The sequence below is a fragment of the Myxococcus llanfairpwllgwyngyllgogerychwyrndrobwllllantysiliogogogochensis genome (assembly GCF_006636215.1).
GTDB lineage: Bacteria > Myxococcota > Myxococcia > Myxococcales > Myxococcaceae > Myxococcus > Myxococcus llanfairpwllgwyngyllgogerychwyrndrobwllllantysiliogogogochensis.
Map to the genome: position 1 here is coordinate 1 of NZ_VIFM01000466.1, position 4,022 is coordinate 4,022.

Here is a 4,022-nt window from a genome sequence, read left to right on the forward strand (position 1 = left end):
GGGCTGTGCTACGCAGGGCGGGCGATGGCGACCAACGTCCCCACTCTTCTCATCGAGGGCTACTCCGCCGACGAGTTGCTGCGGATGCCCGCGGAGGAGCTCGAGGCCTTCGCGTTCACCGGCGAAGCGTTGATCCTCCGGGTGGGCAGCGGCGAGTTGCTGGGCCGCTTCCGGCGCCTTCCGGACCGACTCGAGGTGGAGCTCGCCCAGGTCGACCGTGGTGGCGAGGGGATTCTGCTCGCCCTGTGGCGACTGGCGCGTCAGCTGGCAAGCGCGCGCGGGTTGACTCAGGTCGAGTGGATTGTCCACGCGGTGCATTGCGCCAGACCCAACCTCAAGCTGCGCCGCGTGCTCGAACGCCGTGGCTTCGTGGTGCGTGAGCTGCCTGGACGCGGCTCCGCCTACCACTTCATCGACACGGTGTAGGCCCCGGCATCCACTGTGTTCGCCGGGCCCACCGGTCCGCGTCACGGGCCGACCGTCCTGTCTCGCGGACAAGGCGTGTAACGGGCGACGTGTGTGTCCCTGGCTCGCGGCGTGGGTGACAGAGGGGAAGACACGTCGACCGTGTCCCCTCGTGATTGGCCAGCGAATTGAAACCGGAGCCTCCGGGGCTCGCGTCGACCGTGAGCCCGCATTCGCTCACGAGTGGACAGAAGCACCCTTCCGGACACGTGGACCACGCGACCTCAAGTCCTGACTACTTCACAAGTCACCCTCACTTCAAACAACCTGCAAGGGCACAACCGTGTCCTGGCGACCCGTGTGGACGCATCCAGGTCCGCACTCGATGTCAGAGCGCAACGCCAGGATTTGGGTGCTTGGCTGGGGGGAGGCATCAATGATGTTGGTGGATGTCTGGGAAGAGCACCTCGATGAGGCCTCTTTCCGGTGGGAGCAATGGGAGCAGGCCCTCGTGGCTCCTGATGCGACGCTATTGGCGACAGCGGAGCGGGAGGAACGCCTGCTGGGTCATCTGGAGGGACTGGCGGAGCAGGAAGCACTCGAGGCGGTGGTGCGGCCGGCGTTCGACTCGGAGGAAGCGGCTCGCGTCTCCGTCGCCACCCATGTGCTGTTGAGTCAGGGCGCCGTGGACGAAGTGTTGTCGCGACTGCGTGGGTCGGAGGTCGAACCCCGTGTCGCCATGTGCCGCGCCCTGGAAGTCAGCGAGGTCGCGGGGTTGAGCACGGCGCTCGAGTCACTGTTGAAGCTGGGCGACGTGGACCTTCAGGCTCGCGTGTTGGAGACGCTGGCCGGCAGACAAGGCACGTCGCCCGAGGTGCTCGCGCGGTACTTCCCGCATGACGAACCGAGGGCGCGAATCGCCGCACTCCATGGCGCAAGGCCACTGCCCGAGGAGCTTGCGCGGCGGATGTTGCCCGCACTGCTCGCCTCCGCGCATCCCGACATCCGGCTGGCGGCCGTGGAGGCGGGGCTGACCGCGGGGCTGCGTCTGGCGTGGGAGGCATGTGGAAGGGAGGCACGGGGGCTCACACCGGAAGCCATGGTGCTGCTCGCGATAGGGGGCGGTGAAGAGGACACGGACTTCCTGGTGGGACTGGCGAAGGACGACGAGTTTCGTCCCGAAGTCGTGTGGGCGCTGGGGTTCAGCGGGCGGCTCGCGGCGATGGACTTCTGTGCGGAGTTGCTCAACGTGCGCGGAGTGGCCCGGCTCGCGGGGGAGGCGTTCTCGGCCATGACGGGACTCCAGTTGGAGGGGCCGTACGCCCTGCTCGAGGAAGAGGAGCCCGACGAGTCCGAGGACCCCGAAGCGGACCTCACGGTGCGCCCCGAAGATGATTTGCCGTGGCCGAACGTGTCGGCGGTCCGGGGTTGGTGGGCGGAGTCACGCAGTCGCTTCGTGGAGGGACAGCGCTATCTGCTGGGGCAGCCCTTCAGCGGGGTGGTGCTGATGGAGGCCCTGGAGTCGAGCTCGATGCGACGTCGGCACGTGCTGGTACGCGAGCTGGCCATCCGCACGCGCGGGCAGCACGTCATTCCCACCCGAGCCTTCACCCATCGCCAGCGCGAAGCCCTCGCGCGGGCCCGAGGGGCGAGACTGGTGCTGGGAAGCGGGCCCCTCGTTTCCACGCTTCGCTGAGCGCGCCGAGGACTCACACCATGCCCGCGCTCGAGAACCTCACTCCGTTCGCAGCCACTGATTTCCTGACGCAGACAAAGGAAGGAGAGGACGGCCTCATCCTCATCGTGGCTGGCAGCTTCACCCTCCCCGCGCCTGGACGAGCCTCGGTGGCCCCGCTGGCGTTGAGCGGCATCCAATCCGCGCCACCGAGGACGGACGCGTACTGGGGACCACCGGAGACGTCGAGCCTCCGTCATGAAGCACCATCGTCCTATGCGCGGCGTGCGACGGACGTGTTGTTGGACGGGCGCGCGTGGGCACCGCGCGGCCGCAAGGTGACGGGGACTCAAGTGCGATTACGCGTGGGGCCCGTGGAGAAGCGGGCACAGGTCTGGGGCACGCGCGTCTGGTATCGGGGGTTGGTCGGGCTGAGCGCCTCGGACCCACTGCCGTTCGAGTCCCTGCCGCTGCGGTACGAGTACAGCTTCGGAGGCACACGAGCGTCTGGGTACGAGCCGCGCAATCCGGTGGGACGCGGCTTCTACACGAGTGCGAAGGAGGCGCTGGAGCAGCCGTTGCCATCCATCGAGATGCCGGAGGCACCGGTACGCGGGTGGTCGGACAGACCTCCTCCGTGTGGCTTTGGACCGGTGGCTCGGCACTGGCAGCCACGAGTGGGTTGGGCAGGGACGTACGACTCCTCATGGGTGGAGAAGCGAGCCCCTCTGTGGCCCGCAGACTTCGACGAGCGCTTCTTCCAGGTGGCGCCCGAGACGATGCGAGCCTCATCTCACTTGCGAGGAGGAGAGCCCGTGGTGCTGGAGGGAGTGTCGCCGGACGGACCGCTGGCGTTCCATCTGCCCGAGTACAGGTTGCTGGCGCGCTGCATGTTCGCGGGGCAGCGAGAGAAGCGACGCATGACCTTGGACGAGGTGCGGTTGGAGCCCGAGGAGCGCCGGGTGGTGCTCACCTGGCGGGCGACGTTTCCGGCACATCGGAGGTTGGCGACACATGAGGTGAGCACGGTGCGCCTGCTGGAGCCGTGGGAGGACGTGTCATGAGCGGAGCAAGGGTGGTGGGGCTGGGGTTGTGCACGCCCATCGGGACGACGACACACCTGACGCTCGCGTCACTGCGAGCGGGCCTCGTGCGCTTCGCGGAGACGCAAGTCGAGGACGACCTGGGTGAACCGGTGAGGGCATCTCGGTTGAGTCTCCTGGACGCGGCGATGACACGGACGGAGCGCATGTCCGCGTTGGCGCGACAGGCCCTGGTCGGGGTGCGGCCCGTGCTGGAGCGATTGCCACCGAGGGGACACGTGCCTGTGTATCTCGGGCTCCCGGAGGCTGGGTTGGGGGCGGAGGTGAAGCGGGCGGCACTGGTGTCCGCGTTGCTGGCGGAAGCTGATGGGCGACTGGAGCTGGTGAAGGTTCACGAAGGAGGAAGAGCGGCCTTCTTCGAGGCGCTGGCCACGGCCACGAGAGACCTGCAGTCCGGTCGAGCCGGGGCAGTCGCCCTGGTGGGGGCGGTGGACTCGTTGGGGGATGCGGCATCGCTGGAGGGGCTGTCGAAGGCGCGGCTCCATCTGGGGCGGCAGAACCCGGACGGACGGATTCCTGGCGAGGCCGCGGGCTTCGTCGTGCTCACTCGGCCAGGGGCGGCGAAGTCACTCGGGTTGGAAGAGACAGGAGTCGTGCTGGGGACCGCGCTGGGGGTCGAGCCTCGGCCCTTTGCGCGGACGGCGCCCAGTCTGGCGGAAGGGCTGACGGAGGTGCTCCAGAGCGTGCGGGGCGACGGGGTGATGGGCGGGCGGCGTGTGGATGGAGTGTTGGCCTGTCAGCCGGGGGAGTCCTTCTGGGGGACGGAGTTCTCGCGGGCGTACCTGCGAAACGCGGGGCTGATGCCCGAGCCGCTGCGGGTCCACCTCGCGGGAGAAGGG

General features: G+C 68.3%; 4 protein-coding genes. All 4 read left to right on the forward strand.

Features of this window, described 5'->3' with window-relative positions:
• Positions 1–426: hypothetical protein (locus tag FJV41_RS48320; RefSeq protein WP_220137967.1), on the forward strand; the 426-nt coding region annotated here is incomplete at its 5' end.
• 415 nt (positions 427–841) lie between these two features.
• Complete coding sequence (locus FJV41_RS48325) at positions 842–2,101, forward strand: TIGR02270 family protein (RefSeq protein WP_141649379.1); 1,260 nt, start codon at positions 842–844, stop codon at positions 2,099–2,101.
• A 20-nt stretch (positions 2,102–2,121) separates the two neighbouring features.
• A complete protein-coding gene (locus FJV41_RS48330; protein WP_141649380.1) occupies positions 2,122–3,144 on the forward strand; it encodes a DUF2169 family type VI secretion system accessory protein in 1,023 nt (340 codons plus the stop codon).
• Positions 3,141–4,022, forward strand: an 882-nt coding sequence (locus FJV41_RS48335) for a 3-oxoacyl-ACP synthase (RefSeq protein ID WP_141649381.1), incomplete at its 3' end; no start/stop codon positions are given. The genes FJV41_RS48330 and FJV41_RS48335, both read left to right, overlap by 4 nt.